At 64.7% G+C, this 20,417-nt stretch carries 11 protein-coding genes and 3 pseudogenes; 5 read left to right on the top strand and 9 right to left on the bottom strand.

Annotated elements, in window-relative coordinates:
* Positions 1-20: 20 nt before the first annotated feature.
* Both NW75_RS07350 and NW75_RS26110 read right to left on the bottom strand, forming a co-directional pair.
* Complete coding sequence (locus NW75_RS07350; protein ID WP_231565033.1) at positions 21-1,721, bottom strand: sialate O-acetylesterase; 1,701 nt, start codon at positions 1,719-1,721, stop codon at positions 21-23.
* On the bottom strand, positions 1,699-1,968 hold the full coding sequence (locus tag NW75_RS26110; protein ID WP_231565032.1) for a hypothetical protein: 270 nt from the start codon (positions 1,966-1,968) through the stop codon (positions 1,699-1,701). Before NW75_RS26110 ends, NW75_RS07350 begins: the two co-directional genes overlap by 23 nt.
* Before the next feature lie 255 nt (positions 1,969-2,223).
* Here NW75_RS26110 and NW75_RS07345 point away from each other — a divergent pair.
* Positions 2,224-3,794: pseudogene (locus NW75_RS07345) on the top strand (alpha-N-arabinofuranosidase).
* 115 nt (positions 3,795-3,909) lie between these two features.
* On the opposite strand, the gene NW75_RS07340 reads toward NW75_RS07345, so the two are convergent.
* Genes NW75_RS07340 through NW75_RS07330 form a run of 3 tightly spaced genes read right to left on the bottom strand, consistent with a single transcriptional unit; the run spans position 3,910 to position 11,254 of the window.
* A complete protein-coding gene (locus tag NW75_RS07340; RefSeq protein WP_033964507.1) occupies positions 3,910-6,615 on the bottom strand; it encodes a glycoside hydrolase family 3 C-terminal domain-containing protein in 2,706 nt (901 codons plus the stop codon).
* Between the two features lie 42 nt (positions 6,616-6,657).
* Positions 6,658-8,199, bottom strand: a complete 1,542-nt coding sequence (locus NW75_RS07335) for a tryptophan halogenase family protein (RefSeq protein ID WP_033964506.1) — start codon at positions 8,197-8,199, stop codon at positions 6,658-6,660.
* A gap of 58 nt (positions 8,200-8,257) precedes the next feature.
* On the bottom strand, positions 8,258-11,254 hold the full coding sequence (locus tag NW75_RS07330; protein WP_405053019.1) for a TonB-dependent receptor: 2,997 nt from the start codon (positions 11,252-11,254) through the stop codon (positions 8,258-8,260).
* Positions 11,255-11,513: 259 nt separating this feature from the next.
* Here NW75_RS07330 and NW75_RS07325 point away from each other — a divergent pair, with 259 nt between their 5' ends.
* The 4 genes and pseudogenes from NW75_RS07325 (at position 11,514) to NW75_RS07310 (ending at position 16,348) form a co-directional block, all read left to right on the top strand.
* Positions 11,514-12,197 (top strand): SapC family protein, encoded by a 684-nt coding sequence (locus NW75_RS07325; RefSeq protein WP_033964504.1) that lies wholly within the window; start codon positions 11,514-11,516, stop codon positions 12,195-12,197.
* Positions 12,194-13,219 (top strand): annotated as a pseudogene (locus NW75_RS07320) (cupin-like domain-containing protein). Before NW75_RS07325 ends, NW75_RS07320 begins: the two are co-directional and overlap by 4 nt.
* Positions 13,220-13,331: 112 nt before the next feature.
* A complete protein-coding gene (locus NW75_RS07315) occupies positions 13,332-14,432 on the top strand; it encodes an alpha/beta hydrolase (protein ID WP_033964503.1) in 1,101 nt (366 codons plus the stop codon).
* Positions 14,432-16,348, top strand: a complete 1,917-nt coding sequence (locus NW75_RS07310) for an NPCBM/NEW2 domain-containing protein (protein ID WP_052192284.1) — start codon at positions 14,432-14,434, stop codon at positions 16,346-16,348. The genes NW75_RS07315 and NW75_RS07310 overlap by 1 nt, the downstream gene beginning before the upstream one ends.
* A gap of 11 nt (positions 16,349-16,359) precedes the next feature.
* Here the strand turns inward: NW75_RS07310 and NW75_RS07305 are convergent, their stop codons facing one another.
* The 4 genes and pseudogenes from NW75_RS07305 to NW75_RS07290 form a co-directional block, all read right to left on the bottom strand.
* A complete protein-coding gene (locus NW75_RS07305; protein WP_052192290.1) occupies positions 16,360-17,076 on the bottom strand; it encodes a FadR/GntR family transcriptional regulator in 717 nt (238 codons plus the stop codon).
* Positions 17,077-17,219: 143 nt separating this feature from the next.
* The gene (locus NW75_RS07300) at positions 17,220-18,656 is read right to left on the bottom strand and encodes a family 43 glycosylhydrolase (protein ID WP_033964501.1); all 1,437 of its coding nucleotides are present in this window, start codon (positions 18,654-18,656) and stop codon (positions 17,220-17,222) included.
* A gap of 42 nt (positions 18,657-18,698) precedes the next feature.
* The gene (locus NW75_RS07295) at positions 18,699-19,388 is read right to left on the bottom strand and encodes a hypothetical protein (RefSeq protein ID WP_033964500.1); all 690 of its coding nucleotides are present in this window, start codon (positions 19,386-19,388) and stop codon (positions 18,699-18,701) included.
* A pseudogene (locus tag NW75_RS07290) lies at positions 19,385-20,400 on the bottom strand (alpha/beta hydrolase). Before NW75_RS07290 ends, NW75_RS07295 begins: the two are co-directional and overlap by 4 nt.
* Positions 20,401-20,417 lie beyond the last annotated feature (17 nt).

Here is a 20,417-nt window from a genome sequence, read left to right as displayed (position 1 = left end):
CGTACCCGGTCAACGCCCGATCAAGGAATGCGCAGCTCGAACGGCCCGGCCGGGAGTTGGGCGTCGTCGACCACATTGACGACCGGAAAATCCGCCCAGGCATAGCGCACGCGCGTAACCGGGCGATTGTCCGCGAAGAGCGTGGCATGGTTCCCCGTAACGGTCGCGCGGGCGTAGCGACAGGAGCCGACCTCGGGCCCGCACAGCTCGAATCCGATGGCCTGGTTCGTGCTGCGCGTGTGCAACGCACCGGTCACGCCTGCGAACGTCACGGTCACGTTGCCAGCCGTGTCCTGTGTGGCTTCTAAGGGCTGCGGCCCCGATGCCGACATCGTCTGTCCATAGACGAGTGCGCCCATCGCTCGAGCCAATCTTTGCCCGACTTCGTGCTTCTCGCCCGGATGGATGTCGAGGGGATCGCCAAGGTCGAGCGTTACCGCGACCGCCGCATGACCGTCGTCTTGGGCCACTTTGCGCTGGTCGTCGCGGACTCGCGCCCAGCCGCTTTCGCCAGGCGCGATCGACGGCGTGCCGAAACCGGCGAGCGAAACGATTGCGAACGGCAAGTGCGGTTGCGCCACTTGACGCCGCCATTCGGACATCATCGCCTTCAGCCGGTCGGCATAGCCGGGAATGTCCGTGTCGGATTCGCCTTGATACCAGGCCACGCCCGCCAGCGCGGTTTGGCCGAGCGGCGCAATCATCGCATTGTAGATCGTTCCGGCACCGGTGATCTCGTCCCATGGCACGCGCGGCGAGGTGCCGAGGACGCGTTTGGCGATCGCATAACGCCAGCCATCGGCAATCGGCACAATGCTGCCGTCGGCGAAGGTCAGTTTCATGGCGTCCGCCGGGCCGGGCATGCCCCCCGTCGCATAGGCGTTTTCCACGTTGACGGTGATAACGTTGCGGCCGGCGACGAACGTACCGGCGGGGACGGAATACATACGCGCGTCCCAGCCGCCGCGCCCGCCGACAGGTTTTCCGTTGATCCAGGTGCGGTCGGCATCGTCGATCGCGCCGATGGCGATGGTGGCCATCTGGCGTGCCTGTTCGGGCGTCAGCGTTATGGTCTTCTGATACCACAGCATGCCGAGATAGGTCTGCAGTGCTGGCACGCCCCAGTCTTCGTAAAAGGCGATCTTTGGTACGGGCTGCCAGTCGAGCGCCGCGTCGGGCTGCCACGGTTCGTGACCACGCGTGTCGCCGGTCTTGTCGCGCCACCAACTTTCCCAGGCGGCGCTCGCCGTGCGCTCGGCGGCGGCAGGATCCCGGGCGTAGAGTGCGAGCAGGTCGGCTTGCGCGCCACGGCCCGCGGCGCGCTGTGCGTCTTCGCCCATCCATGCGGCGATTTGCGATCCACCCCAACTCGAATGGATCGCGCCGATCGGCACCTTGGCGACCTTGCGCAATGCCTGCACCATGTAGAAGCAAGCCGCCGAAAAGCTGCCGGTCGTCTTTGCGTCGGCGGCGCTCCAGCTGGGCTGTTGCGCAAAACGGTCACGCGCGGTCGTCGATGTTCGCTTGGCCACGGTCACGAGGCGGAGCTGATCGTCGGCACCCCCCATGATCGCGCCCATCGCATTCTGTGCGCGCTCGACGGGGAGCTCCATGTTGCTTTGGCCCGAACACAGATAGACATCGCCGATCAGCACATCGTGCAGCGCCGTCGTGCCGCTTGGTGCCATTACGAGCACGTCATACGGGCCGCCGGCGGGCAAGGGCGGCAGCGTGACGCGAAAAACGACCGTCGCGGGCCGCGCGGGCTTGGGCCGATTGTCCGGCCAGCACGACGGTAACGGGCTCTCCCGCGATCGCTTCGCCGGTCACCACGATCGGCTGGTTACGCTGGACGACGCTATGGTCGGACAGCAGTCCGCCCACGGTAGGCGCGGCACAGGCGGGACCGACGAGGGTCCCCAAGGCCAGCGCGAACGCGCTCGTCCCCACAGCAAAGGTGCGAAGCATGAAATACCCTCTCCTTCGAACCGCCTGACGATTGCGCGTTCCGCGCCGTTGACGCACTGGCTCTCTGCTTATACTCAGACAATATAACGGAAAGCGCAAGGGCTCGGTAGCGCTCTTTGCGGGTGTGAGGGGGGAATGTTGCATATGATCTGCATGTCCCGCGCGGCATCGGGCCGCGCCGAAACTCTCGCCTTTCCGGATCCGCGTCGTGCTCCGACCGACTTCCCCCACGCTCTGCGTCAAAGGACTATTGCCATGATCCGTCGCGCCCATCTTTTGCTCGGCCTTGCCCTTGTCGCCACGGTGCCTGGCGCGGGCTTTGCCCAGGAAAATGTCGACCCCGCCAATACCGCGACCGCCACGCTTCACGGCGATCAACCGGGACCGGTGATGAACCGGCAAGTGTTCGGCCAGTTCGCCGAGCATCTCGGCCACGGCATCTATGGCGGGATCTGGGTCGGTGAGAGGTCGTCGATTCCCAACGATCACGGTTATCGCCGCGACGTGCTGGAGGCGCTGCGCGCGATCAAGGTGCCGGTGGTACGCTGGCCCGGCGGCTGCTTTGCCGACGAATATCACTGGCGTGACGGGGTTGGTCCGCGCGGCAAGCGTCCGGTCAAGATCAACACCAACTGGGGGGGCGTCAACGAAGACAATGCCTTCGGCACGATCGAATATATGGGCTTTGTCGAGCGGTTGGGGGCGGAGGCCTATGTCTCCGCCAATGTCGGCAGCGCGCCACCGAGCGAAACCGCGCAATGGGTCGAGTATATGACCTCGCCGAACGGATCGACGCTGGCCAAGGAACGCGCGGCGGACGGTCATGCGGCACCGTTCAAGGTCCCCTATATCGGCATCGGCAATGAGCTGTGGGGCTGCGGTGGCAATATGCGCGCCGAATATGCTGCGGACCTGACCAATCGCTACGCCCTTTTTGCCAAGTCGGGCACCGGCAAGATGCTCAAGATCGCCAGCGGTCCAAGCGACGCGAATTATGAGTGGACCGACACGCTGATGCGGCTGTCGGGCAAGAACATCGATGGTCTTTCGCTGCATTACTATACGCGCCCGCGCGATCAGGAATGGAAGGACAAGGGCGCGGCCCTCGGCTTTCCCGAAAGCGAATGGGCCAGCACGATGGCGCACTCGCTGCAGATGGACGAGTTCGTCACCAAGCATTCGGCGATCATGGACAAATACGATCCGGCCAAGAAGGTGTGGCTGGTGGTCGACGAATGGGGCACCTGGTACGATCCCGCTCCCGGCAGCAACCCGGGCTTCCTCGTGCAGCAGAACAGTGTGCGCGACGCGGTCGTCGCGGGGCTCAACCTCAACATCTTCGCGCATCATGCCGACCGCGTGAAGATGGCGGCGATCGCGCAGATGGTGAACGTGCTGCAGGCGATGCTGCTCACCGACGGCGCGAAGATGGTCAAGACGCGACCTATTGGGTATTCGATCTGTACAAGCCCTGGCAGGATGCGACCGTGTTGCCGATCGACGTGAAGTCGCCCTGGTATCACAAGGATGCGACGGCACTTCCCGCGATCAGTGCGTCGGCGGTGCGTGACACAGCCGGGCAAGTGCATGTCGCGTTGGTCAATCTCGATCCCAACCGCGCGATCCCGCTGTCGATTGCGCTGGCCGGGGTCACGGCTGGCAGCGTTTCGGGGCGGATCGTCACCGGCGCGACGATGGACGCGCATAACAGCTTTGAGCAGCCCGATGTGGTGAAGCCGGTCGCCTTCACCGGCGCGCATGTGAGCGGTGGCACGCTCAGCACGACGCTGCCGCCTATGTCGGTCGTGGTGCTCGATTTGCAGTGAGGCCGCGAGGGCGGTCCTGCGCTGCGGGTGCGGACCGCCTTTGGAGCTCGGGGTTTCTTTGAAAATAGCCCGGCTTCCTCCCCTCCCTTTCAGGGAGGGAGAAGTCGCCTATTCGTCAGAGCGGCAGCCGGACCGCGCGGCTGGTGGTGAAGCTGGCGGTGCTGGTCGGCACGCCGGTGTCGGGCTGGCCCGATCCCACGCTGACGCGGTATTGGCCGGCCATCACTTGGCGCGTTCCGTCGATCGCCACTGCGCTCAAGTCGCGGGGCGACAGGTCGAAGCTGATGACGCGATGCTCGCCCGGCTTGAGCGTGACACGCTGATAGCCGCGCAGTGCCACGCGCGGGGTGCCGGGTTGATCGGGGAAGTTGAGGTAGAGCTGCACCACCTCGTCGCCCGCGCGCTCACCGGCGTTGCTGACCTCGGTCGTCACGCGCAGCCCGCTCTCGGCACCGCCGCTGGCGGGTGTCACCGTCAGCGGCGTGTAGGCGAAGCGCGTGAAGCTCAGGCCGTAGCCAAACGGGTAAACGGGCGTGCCGGTGAAATAGCGATAGGTGCGCCCCGCCATCGCATAATCGTCGAACGGCGGCAGGTCGGCAACGCTGCGGTAGAAGGTCAGCGGCAGGCGACCGGCGGGATTGGTCTTGCCGGTCAGCACGTTGGCGACGGCAAGCCCGCCCGACTGGCCGGGATACCAGGCCTCGACGATCGCGGCGGCATTGTCCTTGGCCCAGGCAAGGTTGATCGGGCTGCCGTTCATCGCGACCACGATCAGCGGCTTGCCGGTCGCCTTCGCGCGTTCCAGCATCGCTTGCTGCTCGGCGGGCAGGTCGAGCGAGGTCTTGTCGCCGCCCTTGAAGCCCGGAATGTCGGTGCCGGTTTCCTCGGCCTCCATGTCGGACGTCAGCCCGACCACCGCGACGAGCACGTCGGCCTTGGCAGCGGCGGCGGCGAGATCGGGCTCGGGCTGGGGCGAGATCCGCTTCCACACCAGATCGGTATTTCCGAAGCCGCGCGCGGTCGAGACCAGCCGCAAGCGATAGCGCTGGCCCTTTTGCAGCGTCACCGTCTTGAGCGTCGGCAGCGGGCTGTGATGCTCGCCGCCGACATCAAGGAAGGTGTGCCCGTCAATTTCCAGCAGCCCGCTGCCGCCAAGGCCAAGGCGGTAGCTGCCTGTCTCGGGCGCGACCAGAAACCCGGTCCATTCGGTGCGGTGATAATCGTTCACCCTGGGCAGATCGAAGGCGCGCGCGGCAACATCGACCTCGCGCCGCGTCACGATCGGGCGGTCCTGATAGGTGAGCGCGGCAAGGATGGTGTGGTCGGTCCCTGGCTTGAAGGGGAGGCTGGGCGGGGTGACCGGGTTGAAATAGCGTGCGAGCAGCCCGGGCTTGCCGTCTGGCCCAATCAGCGCCGACGGCGGCACGCGATCGCCATCGGTGATCGATTCCCCGAACGGCACCAGCGTCACCGCGCTTGCTCCGGCGGCTTGGCGCAGACCGTCGACCACCGATACGGGCGGCGCGGATTGCGTAGAGGAATAATTGCCGCGCAGCACGCGCGTCGCATCGCCGAGGGGCCCAAGCACGGCGATCCGCGCGCCGGGACGCAGCGGCAGCACGCCGTCATTCTTGAGCAGCACCAGGCTCTTTTCGGCCGCTTCCAGCGCGAGCGCAATATGATCGGGGGTGAGGATGGCGCTTACCGGAACCACCGCCGGTGCGCCCGCGACGCCTGGCAAATCGCCATTGCGGAGGCGCGCGGAGAACAGCCGGACCAAGGTGCGATCGATATCGCCTTGCGAAATCAGATTGCGCTTCAACGCCTCGCCGAACCGGTCGGGCAGGCCGCCGATATCGCCGATCGTCTGGGTGTTGCATTCATTGTCGACGCCCGCCTTCATCGCTGCAGCGACGGCGGTCGCCTGGTCGGGGGCATATTTGTGATTGTCGGCAATGTCTTTCACCGCGTCACAATCCGACACGACATAGCCGGTAAAGCCCCAGGCACCGCGCAGGTGATCCTTAAGCAGCAGATCGTTCGCGCAAGCGGGCTGGCCGTCGATGCGGTTGTAGGCGCACATGATCGAACCGGCGCGCCCCTCGACGATCGCCGCGCGGAACGCGGGGAGATAGGTATCCTCCAGATCGTGCGGCGAGACATAGACGTTGGCGGCGTGGCGGGTCGATTCGGGGCCACTATGGACCGCGAAATGCTTGGGCGTGGAGATGACCTGCGGCAGATCCGGGTTGGGCCCCTGCATGCCTGTTACGAAGGCAACGCCCATGCGTGCGGCGAGATAGGGATCCTCGCCATAGGTCTCCTGGCCCCGGCCCCAGCGCGGATCGCGGAAGATGTTGATGTTGGGCGACCACGTATCGAGCCCGGTGCCGATCCGGCCCAGCTTGCCGGTCTGCCGCCCTTGGGTGTGGAGCGCGCGCACCTCGGTGCTGATCGCGCCCGCGACCTGATGCACCAGTGGGGCATCGAAGCTCGCCGCTAGGCCGATCGGCTCGGGGAAGTTGGTGGTCGGAATCGGCCCGAGCGCGCCGTGGAGCGATTCCGTCCACCAGTTATACGCCGGAATCTTCAGCCGTGGGATGGCGGGTGCGACGTTGAGCAGCTGCGGCAGCTTCTCCTCGGTCGTCATTTGCGCAACCAGTGTTGCCGCAAGGCGGTCCGCCTCGGCGCGCGCCACGCCGGGCTGCGGCGGCAAGCGGGTTGGCGATGCGGGCACGTCCTGCGCTTGCGACGCAATGGTTGCGACGCTGGCGCTCACCAGCAGGAGCGCGCGCGATGCGAAAGAAAGGGTCGATGCCATAATGTACCTCAAATCCGGGGGAGGGAAGGAGTCGTCGGAGGATCAGATCGTCGGTAACCCATGCTCGACGATCTTGCGGATCAGATCGCGGTGCCGCGGCAAGCCCGCGCGCAGACGCTCGGTCTGGGTCGCGGCTTCGCGCCGTGCCTGCGCCGCGAGCCGGGTTTCGCCCGCGATCGCGTCGCGCGACACTTCGGTGTGGAAGTTCATGCCATAGAGCACATATTGATAGCTTGCCGCGGGGAAGACTTCCTCGACACGGTCAAATTCGTCGTGGAACCATGGCGGCTGGTATTTCCACAGGGTCAGCAGATCGCGTAGCCGGTCCGGGACCGTTTCGGGCCGGACATTGTCGCGCCAGAAATCGCTGTCGGTGCGCTTGGTCAGCACATAATGCAGCTTCAGGAAATCGATGATCCGGCCCCAGCGGTACAGCGTCGTCGCGTTGAAGCGCGCGGCGAGGATGTCCATCACTTCGCGGCACACCGGCATCTGTTCGGCCACCAGCTTGGCGGAGAGTTCGATCAGCACGATCGCCGATGCTTCGAGCGGTTCGAGGAAACCGGCGGCCAGGCCGATCGCCACGCAATTGTTCTTCCAGAAGGTTTCGCGGTGCCCGGCCCGGATCGCCAGTTTGCGCACCGCCAGATCGCGGCCGCGCGGGCCGAGATAGGCTCGCAATTCCTGCTCGGCGGCATCGTCGGAAATGTGGCTGCTCGAATAGACATGTCCGACGCCGCGCCGCGTCGGCAGGCCGATGTCCCAGATCCAGCCTGACGATTGCGCGGTCGAAATCGTGTGCGAGGCGATTGGTCCGTCCGGATCCTCATGCGGGATTTGCACCGCCAGCGCCGTGTCGCAAAACAAGGTGTCGCTGCAACTCTTGAACGGCACGCCGAGCGTCTTGCCGATCAGCAGCGCCGCAAAGCCAGTGCAGTCGATGAACAGATCGCCCGCGATCTCGCCTGCCTGTTCGGTGACGACGGTGAGGATGTCGCCATTTTCGGCCTGCGTCGCATGCTGGACGTCGGCGAGTATGTGGCGAACGCCGAGCGTTTCGCAGCAGTGCCGCTGGAGGAAGCCCGCGAATTTCCCGGCATCGAGATGATAGGCGTAGTTGGCGAGCGCCTCATATTCGGGGGTGGCGATCGTCTTGGGGGCAAGCCCGTCATCGCACAGCCGCCCTTGCGGCGAGACCATGTCGCAGAAGCTTTGGCCATGGCCGTCGGCCAGCCAATGCGTCGCAAGATTAACCCGCGAGAAACTCTGCGGCAGCATCAGCGGATGATAATAGCCTTCATCGGGCTCGCCGGTTGTCCAGCGGGCGAAGCGCGCGCCTTGTTTGAACGATGCGTTGCATTCGCGGAAGAAATCGCTTTCCGACACACCGATTTTGGAAAGCGTCGTGCGCAGCGTCGGCCAGGTGCCCTCGCCAACCCCGATGATCGGCGTTCCGGGGGATTCGATCAGCGTTACCGAAAAGCCTTCCGACATCCGGCCGCGATGCCGCGCGGCGATGATGCCGGCCGTCAGCCACCCAGCCGTCCCGCCGCCGACGATGACGATGTTTTTGACGCTCTGCATCGCTCCCGACTACCAAAAATGAGGGGGTGCCGATACGGCACCCCCGAGGTGGCAGAGACTAGAAGCGGAAGCGCGCGCCAGCCAGATAGCGCCGACCATAATCGAACACATCGAGCAACTGGTTGTCGAAGCGGCCGTGGGTGCTTTGCTGGTTGTTGTTGACGTTCTGCACTTCGCCAAACACGCTGAAGTGTTTGTTGATGTCATAGCTCGACGACAGATCGAGCTGGAGGCTCGAATTGACGAAGGTCGGCTCGGCCCCGAATTGTCCGGTATTCTGGTTCTGGCCAAACTGGAGCAGATATTTGTCGCGCCAGTTGAGCGCCGCCCGGAACTGGAAGCCGTGCTTGTCGTAGAAGCCGACGAAGTTCGCCGAGTTGGCCAGGCCGGTCACGGCAAAACCGGTCTGCGAGATGTTGGTTGGGTCATACGGCTTGTTGGTATCGACAAAGGTGGCGTTGGCGGTGAAGCCGAAGCCAGATTCGCCGAACACCTGTTGCCATGCAACCTCGACCCCGCGCACCGTCGCGTCAGGCCCGTTGACCTGTTGCGTGACCGCAAAGTTGGCGGGCTGCCCGGTGGTCGGATCGATCACGCCGTTAATGGCCTGCCGCGTCACACCGCCAACGATGAAGTTGCTGACGTTCTTCACGAAGAAATCGACCGAAACGTAGGAGTTGCGCTTGTAATACCATTCGGCCGCGACGTCGAAATTGTCCGACAGATACGGCTTGAGGTTGGGGTTGCCGCCGCTTGCCGTCAGCGCGTTGACGCGCTGGCCGCTGCCGACGTTGAGCACCGGCGACAGCAGGTTGAGCGCCGGGCGCGTCAGCGTGCGCGACGCATCGAAGCGCAATTGCAGCCGGTCGGTGACTTCGAGCCGGGCGTCGAGCGTCGGCAGGAGGAACGAATAGCTGCTCTTGCTCGAAACCGCCTGAACCGGGGTATAGCTCGACACTGTCAGCAGCGTCGGATCGGCGCTGCTGGTGCTGAGCACCAACGGCAGGCGGCCCTGGCCGACCGATGTCAGATGGGTGTTCTCGTTCCGCACGCCCGCGTTGAAGTGGAACGGCATATTGCCGATGTCGGTGGTGAAATTGACGCTCATGTAGAGCGACCAGGTCTTTTCCCGAATATCCTGGATGCTGCCGGGATCGACCGCCTCGTCAAAGGTTCCGGTAAAGCCGGTAACGCCCGAATAGTTATAGCCGGGGATGTTTTTCGTCTGAGGATTGCCGAGGCTGGTCAGATAATTCTGATAGGCGATCGGGTTGAACATGATCAACGACGGCGGCAACGAGCCCTTGAAGCCGGGGATGAAGTTGTTGGTCGAGATCGTGCCCTGATACAGGCTGCTTGGCAGCGGCGCGATGCCACCACCCTGCGCGGAAGGCGTGCCGTAGCCGGCATAGGCCTGCCAGAAGTTGTTGGTGAAGGTGCTCTGGTTGCTGAGCTGGAAGCGGTCCTCGATATACTGTCCGCCAGCCTTGATGGTCAGATTGTCCTGATGCCAGGTCGCATTAAAGCGCGCCTGCTTCAGGGTATCGGTGTTGCGCTGGGTTTGGTTCACGGTGACATGCGAACCGATCAGCGCGGGATTGGCGAAATCCGCAGCGGTACCGTTGGGCCCAAAAGCCGTCAGCACCGGAATGGCGTTGCTGCTGTTGCCGAGAATTTGCAGCCCGGTCGTCGTGCCGAGCGCACCGCCATAGCCGATATCGCCGTTCTGGCTGCCGATATTGCCGTCCGGATTACGCCAGCTCTGCGCGTAGTTGAGATCGCCCTCGAGCGTGAGGTGCTCGTTCGCGTCCCATTTGACGTTGCCGCCGATCGCATTGGTCTGCAGCACTTCGGTGTTGATTGCCGAGGTGAAGTCGGTCGGCGAGCCGGTCTGCGTGAAATTGATGGCCTGCCCGTTCTTGTCGAGCTCGACGTTGCGCAGCGCGCCCTGGTTGAACCACACGCCGAAACCGTAAATGTCGGTGACGACCTTCTGCCGCGAGAAATTGTCGTCGATCGTGACCATCACATCGTCCGACGGATGCCATTGCAGCGCGATGCGCCCGTCATAGCGTTCGTCCTTGGTACGATCCTGCTCGTAAACATATTGCTGGGGGAACCAGCCGACCACCGTCTGGCGGTTGCGTGCGTCGGCATAGGCGGCGCTCTTGGAGTCGCTGGTTGGCGAGCAACTGGTCGCAGTGGTGCCCTTCAGCTGGCACGGCGCGTAATAGCCGCCCTCCCAGCCATTGACGCCGACGCGGTTGGTGTTGGTATCGCGGCGCGTGTAGATGAAGTCGGCGAGCACGCCGAGCGTGCCATTGGCGAAGGTGTCGCTAAGCAGCACGCCGCCGGTCGGAACGATCTTGCCCGAGCGATCCTGCACCGAGCCTGCAATGCTGGTCGCCAGGCGGAGGCCCGGATGATCGAACGGCTTGGGGAATTCGACATTGACGGTCGCGCCGATCGAGCTTGAGGTCAGCGCCACGTCGGGCGTCTTGAGGACGCTCAGGCGACCGATGAAATCGGAACCGACGGTGGAGAAATCGATCTGGCGGCCACCGGTCGCGGTCGAGATGCGGCGACCGTCGTACAGCGTGGTGTTGAAGTCGCCGCCAAAGCCGCGAACCGTGATGCCGGTTGCTTCGCCGCGGGCACCGGAGCGCTGGATCGACACGCCGGGCAAGCGCTGGAGCGAGGCTGCGACGTTCGAGTCGGGAAATTTGCCGATGTCTTCGGACGAGATGGCGTCGACAACGCCTGTCGCCGAACGCTTGATGTCCAGGTTGCGCTGGAGCGATCCGCGCAGACCCGTGACGATGATGTCCTGCCCGATGTCGTCGGGGGTAGAAGGTTTGCCGGTGTCGGCGGTAGCAGCCCCATCCTGCGGCGTTACGGCCTGCGCGGTATGGATAGTCTGCGCGTCGCTGGTTTGTGCGGCGGCCGGATCTGCCAAAGCAAGCGCGAGCAAGCTCGGAGCGCCAATCAGAATAAATTTGCGCCTGCGTGAGCCCGATGCTGCGCTATTCCGGCGTGCGGTGAAGTACGTCACAATCCCCTCCCTCTTAAACTATCATTATTATTCAGACGTCTGCCCCAGGCCGTGGGCCCTGGGACAAGCTTCTCGCGCCCCAGTCGGTATCGTCCGACCTATTGCGCTGGGAGCATTGTTATCGCTACCAGAGACGCTGCGCAATGGTATTTGTCGGTGTAATGCGAAAAAACGATCAAGGCTCTTGGCCGGAGCGTGGTGCGCCGCTTATGCCAGCAGGACGACCGTGAGCAGCGGCGCGATAGCTTAGGAGAGGACGCCGATGGCGACGCTGGAGGTCTTAAATACCGATAATCACGCGGCGCTGCGGCTTGGTCCGCCGCTGTCCGCCGACCGGCACTTCGTGCAGATCGTGGTCGAAGAGTTCGAGTCGGTCGCTGCCCGATTTCCGATCCTTTTTACCAAACATCCTGAAACCGGGGCATTTTATGCAGGAGCACTGCTGGGCCTGAAGCCGGGCGAAAACATTTTTTCCGGAACGGGTGATGGCGCGGCGGTCGAAGGGCTCCTCGATCTGGTGCGGCAGGGTTTCTATATTTCCGGCGATCATATCGCGATCGATCCGGCGCAACCCCGCTTTGCGGGAACGGGTGGGCAAAGGGTGTTTGAAGAAGAGGGCCTGCCCGCCGCGGCGCTGCGCCGTGTCCAGAGCGCCTTGAGTCAGTTGCACGCGGGGTTGCCGCGGACCGAGCAGTTCCTCAAGCGTTTGCTCGCGCTCAAACTGGTCGAGCCGATCGACCTGTCATTCAGCTTCGACGATGGCGAACGACTCGTGCTGGAAGGCCTCTACACGATCAGTCGCGATGCCCTGGCCGAGCTCGACGACGTTGCGGTGATCGGACTGTTCCGGCAAGGCGACCTGGCGCTCGCGCAAAGCGTCCTTGGATCACAGCAGCATCTTTCGCGCCTCGCCCGCCTGCGCAACGATCGTCTTGTTGCCGGATGACATCGCTCGACTCGCCCTGCTTGCGAACCGTCGACGGCACGACATTGGATCGCGACCGGTTCCTCCGCGACATTGCCGAGCCGTGCGAACCGGTCGTCTTGCGCGGCGTATGTCGCCAGTGGCCGGCTTATGCCGCGCAAGCGCAATCGCAGGCGGCGCTCGTCGCCTATCTGGCACGATTCGCGGTCGACCGGGCGGCGGAGATGTTTGTCGGCGATCCGGGAACGGGTGGACGATACGATTATGCCGACGGACTGGCCGGGTTTACCTTCTCGCGCGAAAGCGTGCGGTTCGGTGAGGCGCTTGGGCGGATCGCGGACGCAGCACAGTCTCCCTCGCAACCGTCAATCTATGTCGGTTCGCTGCCCACAGATGACTATCTTCCGGGCTTTTCTGCCGAAAATACGCTCTCGATCCTGTCGCCCGACGTCGGCCGCGGATCTGGCTTGGGACCGCGTCGTCGGTCGCTTGCCACTATGATACGTTCGACAACCTCGCCTGTGTCGTGGCGGGGCGACGGCGTTTCACGCTTTATCCGCCCGATGCGATTGCCGATCTGTATGTCGGGCCGATCGATCACACGCTGGCCGGGCAACCGGTCAGCCTGGCCGCCAGTGCGCCGCCGGAAGACGCACGCTACCCGGCGTTCGCCAACGCCCGGGGACGGGCGATTCCCGTCGATCTGGAACCCGGCGACGCGCTGTATCTGCCGAAGCTGTGGTGGCATTCGGTCGAAGCGACTGCACCCTTCAATGTTCTGGTCAATTATTGGTGGGATGGCTTCGCCAGCGGTCCCGATGCTCCGCATACCGCGATGTTGCTCGCGATGATCGCAATCGCCGAGCGCCCCGCGCCCGAACGCGCGGCGTGGCGAGCGTTTTTTTGAACACTATGTTTTTCGCCCCGATGGCCATCCGCTCAGGCACCTGTCGGAACAGCAGCATGGTATCCTGGGGCCGCTGCGTGGCGGCAATTATGGGCGGATCCGGGCGTTGGTGATGCGCTTGCTTCGCGGCGGGTAGGCCCCGGCCTAGAGGAGGCGCTGCAAGGAATTGACGCGGACTTGCTTTAGACGGACAAGACGACACGTCGCGAAGACGCGATACCGATCCAATAAGTGCTTGGGAGAGTGATATGCGCAATCGTCATCGGCTGCGGGCGGCATGGCGTGCCTCACGCGTTGCCTGCATCGGAACCGCCGCTTTGCTGATGGGGGGGATGCCGGCAATCGGACAAGTGCCGACGCACGTCCCACCGCCGGTTGCCGGTGCTCCGGCCGTTACGATCGAGCGGATCAAGGTGCATGCGCCGACCATCGTCGGCAATCTCGAGGGCGATTCGGCGGACCGCGACGTGCTGGTGATGCTGCCGCCAAGCTACGCCGCCAACCCGAAGCGGCGTTACCCGGTGCTGTATGCGCTCCACGGCTATTCGATCGGTGCCGAGCAATGGACCCACGAAATTCACGTGCCGCAGACGATCGAGGGCGCGTTCGCCAAGGGCGTGCCCGAGATGATCGTGGTGCTGCCCGATTCGAAGACGCTGCATAACGGATCGATGTATTCCAGCTCGGTCACCACCGGCGATTTCGAGACCTTCATCGCGCGCGACCTGATCCATTATGTCGATGCGCATTATCGCACGATCGCCGACCGGCGCAGCCGCGGGCTCGCCGGGCATTCGATGGGGGGATACGGCACCGCGCGGATCGGGATGCGGCATCCCGACATGTTCGGCGCGATCTATATGATGAGCCCGTGCTGCCTGTCGGCGCGCGATCCCGGCCAGATCGACCCCAAGGCGGCCGCCGCGCTGGAGGCCATTCATACGCGCGAGGAAGCCACCGCGCTGCCCTTCTTCGGGCGCGCGCAATTTGCGACCGCCGCCGCCTGGTCGCCCAATCCGAAAAACCCGCCTTTTTACCTCGACTTGCCGACCAAGAACGGCGTCGTGCAGCCCGAGGTGCTGGCAAAATGGGCGGCGAACGCGCCGCTCGCCTTTGTCGACCAATATATCGGCAATTTGCGCCAGTATCGCGCCATCGCGATCGATGTCGGCGATCAGGACGGCCTCAAGGACGACGCCGCCAAGCTTCACGCGACATTGGACCGCTATGGTATCGCCAACAGCTTCGAACTGTACCACGGGACGCACGTCAGCGACGTGGCGGTGCGCTTTCAGGAAAATGTGATGCCCTTCTTCGGCAAGAACCTCGTGACCAAGGCGGCGCGCTGATGCGCGGCGGACGCAGCCGATTGCGCGTCTGTGCGGCGCTGCTCGCGGCCACGGCTTGCAGCTTGCCCGCGATGGCGCAGGCCGACGATCTCGCCCCAGCCGGGCGGTGGAGCGCTTATACTGCGGGCGCGGGGCAATTGCCGCCAATGGGGTGGAACAGCTGGAACGCCTTTTACGAAGATGTCAGCGAGGACAAGGTGCTCGCCTCGGCGCAGATCATCGTCGATTCGGGGCTGGCGGCGAAGGGCTATCGCTATATCGACATCGATGACGGCTGGTGGCTCAAGCGACGGGAAAGTGACGGGCGGATGGTCATCCGCACCACCACCTTTCCCTCGGCCAAGGGGGCGGGGCCGGGCGGCGACACCAGCTTCCGGCCCTTTACCGACCGGCTCCATGCGATGGGGCTCAAGGCCGGCATTTATTCCGACATCGGGCGCAATACCTGCGGGCAGGCGTTCACCTCGACCATGGCCAATATGCCCGAAGGTACCGTCGCCGAGCGCGAGGTCGCCCTGTACGGGCATGTCGACCAGGATATCGCGCTCTATTTCAAGGACTGGGGCTTCGACCTGATCAAGGTCGACGGCTGCGGCATCCGCGCTTTCCCCGCCACCGATCCGCGCGTGAAGTCGGGCCAGTATCGCGCGCTCGCGCCGCTGGTCGACGTCGAATCGGTCGGGCGCAGCGACATTGCGGCGGTGCGCGGGCTGTATGAGGAGGTCGGGCGCGCGCTAAAGCGCTATAACCCCGACAACGACTTCCTCTATTCGATCTGCCTGTGGGGCTCGGCCGATGTCCGCGCCTGGGGCAAGGATGTCGGCAGCATCTCGCGCACCAGCGAGGACATTTCGCCAAGCTGGTCGCGGATGCTGCACAATTTCGACAGCGTGTCGCGCCGCGCGCTCTATGCGCATCCGGGATCGTGGAACGACCCCGACATGCTGTTCATCGGCACCGGCGATTTCGATGCGGCGCATGCGGCCGAGGCGCGGACGCATTTCACACTTTGGGCAATGGTGAATGCGCCGCTGTTCATCGGCTATGACTTGCGCAAGGCACCGCCGACGATGCTGGCGATCCTGGGCAATTCGCGGATCATCGCGCTCGACCAGGATCCCGCCGGCAACCAGGCGGTGCTGGCGTTCGATACCGACGATGTGCAGATCCTCGTCAAAACGCTGGCGAGCGGCGACAAAGCGGTGGCGATCTTCAACCGCACCGCGTCGCCAGCGCAAGCGGTGCTGACTGCCGACCATCTCAAATTCACCGCCGATGGCGACGTTACGCTCGACGATCTGTGGGATGGCGGCACGACGCACTTCCGCGGCGAGACCAAGCTCGCGCTCGCGCCGCATCAGACGCTTGTCTTCACTGCGCACGGCACGCGGCAATTGCCCGGCGGTCTCTATCTCTCGGAGCAGCCGGGCCGGGTGAATCCTGCGGTCGATGGCGTCGTCGTCCCCGAGCATGAGCCGCTGATCCACCGTGGCATCTTGCCGTGGCGCGGGACTCGGGGCGACGGCGACCACCCGCGTTATGGCGGCTGGGGTGGCGCGCAGGCTGACGGCACGCCTTATGGCGAGACGCTGCAGGTGGCCGGGCGTCGCTTCACCACCGGGATCGGTGTGCTTGCCAATTCGCGGATCGAAGTGCGCAATTCGGGGTTCGCCCGCTTCTCGGCGTTGGTCGGGGTCGACGATTCGGCGCGCGATCGCAGCCAGCCGGTGCGCTTCGCGGTCTATGGCGACGGCAAGCTGCTCGGCCAGTCGGCACCGATGCGCTTCGGCGACGCAGTCGCGCCGCTGTCGGTCGACGTGCGTGGCGTCACGCTGATCGAACTCGTTGCGCGCACCGCGACGCCGCTGCGCTTTCCCGATCCGGTGAGCTGGTCCGAGGCGGCGCTGACGCGCTGACTCCGGCGCGATCAGCTCGCCATCGCGCTTTGGGTATCTTCCAGCGCGAGTTCGACCAGCCGCCGCATCGCCGCGCTGGCGGCGTCGGGGTCGGCGGCGGCAATCGCGTCATAAACGAGCACGTGATCGGGGATCGGGTTGCGCGGCAGCGCGCGCAGGCGTTGCTTGAACTGCGTTGTCCAACTGACCGCTGCGCCGATCGAGGCGCTGAGCACCACCAACGCATCGTTGCGGGTGGCGCGCAGGATCGTATCGTGAAACTGCCGGTCGGCCGCACGGCCCAGATCGGTCGCGAGCGAATGCCGCCGCATCGCGGCAAGTGCCTCCTTCATGCGTTTGAGTTCGCTGCGGTCGCGCTTGGTCGCGGCCATCCCGGCGGCGGCAGGTTCGATGATCAAGCGCAGTTCGAACAGGCTGCGCACCAATTGCGGATCGGGTTCGCCGGCAAAGGCCCAGCCGAGCACGTCGGGGTCGAGCAGATTCCACCGGTCGCGCGGGAGCACGCGCGTTCCCGCTTTTGGTCGGCTTTCGACCAGCCCCTTGGCAATCAGCGCCTGGATGCCTTCGCGATAAGCACTGCGCGATACGTCGAGCGATTCGGCAAAGACGGTCTCGCTGGAAAGCGTCTCGCCCGGGGCATATTTGCCAGACAGGATGGCCACGCCGAGTTTGTGGGCAATGGCGCCGCGCAGCCGCCGCCCTTTGCCGCGCGGAGAGCGCGTTGGCAGTTCGCTGTCGGTTGCGGTTCCGGCATCTTCAGCCGGGGAGAGGGAATGTTCGATCGTCACAGCGCCGAACTCTAGCAGCAGCCGGTCGTGACGGAAACTGCGACTATCGTAGGACGTCCTTCCGTGAAGATGGGGAGTCTCCGCTACGGTCGCTTGAAGGTCCACCGTCCGACGGCGCTTGCGGGATCGAACGGGGCAAGGGCGGGGGTGCTGGCCCCCACGGCAACCAGCGCGCGCGACGGGCCTTGTCCCGTCACCTTCGGCGTTATCCGGTAGGTGCCGTCGGTGAGTTGGTCGATCCGCCACAATTGCTCGGGTGCGCCGGTAAAGGTTGGCACGGTTGCGACGGTCTCGCCCGACACGGCCAGCGCGCGGCCGGTACCCGCGATGAGGATGCTGTAATACGGGGCACCGAAATAGCCGCCTGCCCCGGCGACTGGGGCGATTGTCCATTGCTGGTGCGGCCTGATCATATAATCGCCAAGGTCGACGTTGATCGGCCCGCTTGGCCAGTTCGCCTGATCTTCGCCAAGCGTCTGGTTCGCGATGGGGGTGACCGGCGTATTCGGCGCAGCAAAGAAGCTGCGGCGCGCATCGAACGCGATGCGGGTGTCGTCAACGGCAAGCTGCAGCGCGCCGCCGCTGCGCTGCGATTCGATCTCATACGTTCCGGCCGCAAGATTTTCGCCGCCGACCGGCCAGCCATCCTTCCACAACAAGGGCTCGATCGCGAGCACGCTACGCCCGCTGCGATCCATATCGGCTTCATAGTGCATCGAGAACTTCTGGAGTCCGTCGCCAAGGTCGACCAGGCCGAAATGGCCGGGGCCGTAGCGACGCCCGCGCCCGGCGACCACCAGTTTCCCACCGCCTTTCAGCAGCGGTACGCCCATATGGTCGACGAACGGGCCGGTCGGCGAGCGCGAGCGCCCGACGCGAATGTTGTACGAAGAATTGGGCCCGTCGCAGCACGTGCCGTGCGTTCCCAGCAGATAGTAATAGCCATCGCGGTAGAGCAGTGCGGTGGCTTCCATGTCGATCGCGATATCGACCGGTTGGTTGCCTGCGCGCCGGGCACCCGTTGTGGGATCGAGCTCGACCATGCGGATATAGCCGAAATAGGTGCCGTAGCTCAGCCACAGCCGCCCGTCGGCGAGGAGGAAGGCGGGATCGATCGCATCGGCGTCTTCGACGCCGTTGCTCTCGGCAACGACGCCGACATCATGATATCCGAAAGCGGGCGAGCCGGGGTCAAGCGAGTGCGTCCACATCACCTTGATCTGGCTGGCATGGCCGCCGTTCATGCCGCCGCCGCCGACCGCATAGGCGACATAGTAGCGATCGCCGATGTGGATGATGTCGGGCGCGACCCCGCCGCCGGGACGAACGCCACCGCTATGCCAGCTCCAGCCGTCTTCGGACACCAGGCCACCGCGCCCTGTGCCGAACGTATAATATTTCCCGTCCGACAGCGCGATCGTCGAGGGATCATGGATAAAGGGCTCGCCCTCCAATTGGGCAGCGGCGGTGCCCGGCAGTGCGAGCAGGGCCGACAGGACGGCAATCGCAGCGTACTTCATGGTATCTCCAACGGGATCGCGCGGGTTTAAGCCCGGACGGAGCTATTTGAGGTCGATCGTGAGGTCGCGGACCGGTCGCCCCTCGGCGTCGACAAAGCGGACGCAAAAGTCGCTGAGGCCCGGACCGTTGATGACCGCACCACGGATGATGTTGCGCCCTTTGTGCAGCGTCAGCGGTTGCGATACGCCATCGTCCATCACCATCCGGCGGTCGCCGTACAGGCCGACGGCTTCGGTGCCATTGACCCACCACATCGATGCCGCGTTCGAGCCGACGGCGAGGCGCACATTGTGCATTTCGCGCGGGCTGTCGACGACGGTGACCGCATGGAAGATCACACCATAGACCGGCTTGCCGAGGCTTTGCGCGAAATTGAACAGCTTGACGTCGAACAACCGCGCATCGAGCGCGTGCCAGCGCAGCGGCTCCGGCGTCTTGATCAGCGCACCATCGCGCGGCACGGCAACAGTGCCACCGGGAAAATCGGTCAGCGCGGCGCGCACATAGCTTTGCGTGAAACCGATGTTGCTGCGGTTTGGCTTGACGATCGGTTCCAACAGCAGCCAGCGTTGCAGGAAACCGTCGGCGTCAGGGGGCAGCGGTGCGTTTGTCGGCGCGGTAAAATAGGGTTCGAAACTGCGCGCAGGCGCGGGTGCCTGTTGCGCCAAACCGGCGGTCAGCGGCGCTAAAGCGCCCACTGCCAGCACGATTGCGATCTTGATCGGTTTCATGGCTTTGTCGCTCCCGTGCCGCTTGCGCCTGCCGCGCCGCCGTCCCGCTGGCGTGTCAGCAAGCCGTTCATATCGAGCCAACGGACGAAGGCGTCGAACCACTCGGTGCTCGTCGTGTTCGCTTTACCAAGCCGAAGCCGTGGCCGCCCTGGCCATACAAATGAAATTCGACAGGCCGTCCCGCCTGCTGCCACGAATCGATCAGGCCCAGACCTTTGCGTGCGAACAGCGGGTCGTCGGCGGCGAGCACCGCGAACAGCGGCGGCGCGTCGGGGCGTACGCTGACCGCCTCCATCGAGCCGTAGATCGGCGCGAGGAACGCCGGGTGCAGTTCGGGGGCGGTGAGCGCGGTGGCCATTGTCGTCATGGCCCCTGCCGAGAAGCCCATCATCCCAACGCGGGCTGGATCGACCCGCCATTCGCGGGCGTGCGCACGGATCAGTGCGAAGGCGGCGCGCGCGTCGGCGATCGGCTCGGCCAGCCCGGCGGCAGCCTCCTCGGGGCGCAGCCGCGATGTGGGACGTCCGGCACCCGCGAACATCGCCGCTACCGCCTGTTCGAACTCGGGCATGCCGGCGGGGGTTGGCTTCAGGCGGTATTTCAGAACGAACGCGGCGATCCCGCGATCGGCGAGCGCACGCGCGACGCGCCACCCCTCATTCTCCATCGACAGCATCAGGAAACCGCCGCCGGGTGCCACGATCACCGCCGCGCCGGTCGCCTTGGCAGGATCGGGGAGGAACGGCGTCAGCGTCGCGCTGCTGACGTTGCGCGTCATCGCGACGCCATATTGGCGGAACCATGACTCCGGTGCGGTCGCGCCCGCGGCGTCGCCGGTCTCGAGCCGGATCGCATTGGGTTCGGCCGGGGCTACAGTCGGCACCATCCGCGCGTCCTGTGCCATGGCGGGCGCGCCCAGCAGCAATGCCATTCCGTACAATGCGGCGCGCCCCGCGCCATGCGATGCGAACCAAGCACGACGTCGATCAACGGATCGCCCCACTCCGGTCATCCGGTCTTCTCCCGATC

The organism is Sphingomonas sp. Ant H11 (assembly GCF_000797515.1).
GTDB lineage: Bacteria > Pseudomonadota > Alphaproteobacteria > Sphingomonadales > Sphingomonadaceae > Sphingomonas.
Note: the sequence above shows the minus strand (reverse complement) of the source record. Positions and strands in the feature narration are given on the sequence as shown.